The organism is Schinkia azotoformans LMG 9581, assembly GCF_000307855.1.
GTDB classification, from domain to species: Bacteria; Bacillota; Bacilli; order Bacillales; family Bacillaceae_J; genus Schinkia; species Schinkia azotoformans.
Genome location: NZ_AJLR01000024.1, coordinates 1 through 542, shown reverse-complemented (window position 1 = coordinate 542; position 542 = coordinate 1). Strand labels below are relative to the sequence as shown.

At 38.6% G+C, this 542-nt stretch carries 1 protein-coding gene; it reads left to right on the top strand.

Annotation, left to right across the window (positions count from 1 at the left end; genetic code table 11):
- Positions 1-542, top strand: a 542-nt coding sequence (locus BAZO_RS01645; protein ID WP_003329469.1) for a DUF389 domain-containing protein, incomplete at both ends; no start/stop codon positions are given.

Below are 542 nucleotides of genomic sequence, written 5' to 3'. Positions count from 1 at the left end.
TTTTATTGCCTCTATAGGTCTAAATATGAATTCAACAGCTGTCATTATTGGAGCCATGCTGATTTCCCCTCTTATGACACCGATTGTTGGACTGGGATTCGGTTTAGCAATTTTTGATACGCGTTTAATCAAACAATCTCTAGAGGTTTTATATTTGCAAGTATTGGTCAGTTTGCTTGTATCGACTCTGTATTTCTGGATTTCTCCCTTATCTTATGCAAGTAGCGAGTTGATTGCACGAACCTCTCCAACCATTTGGGATGTTGTCATTGCTATTGCTGGTGGGATAGCAGGTGTCATTGGTTCAAGGAAAAAAGAAGCAAACAATATCGTGCCAGGAGTAGCCATCGCAACAGCTCTAATGCCACCTATCTGTACTGCGGGCTATGGTTTAGCTAATGGAAATGAACGATATTTATTTGGGGCTCTCTATCTTTTCTTGATCAACTGTGTCTTTATCATGCTAACCAATATCGTTGGAACAAGAATTTTGATGAGAAAATCTCCCTTAAGTTCATTTAAAGAGCTAAACATTAAAATGA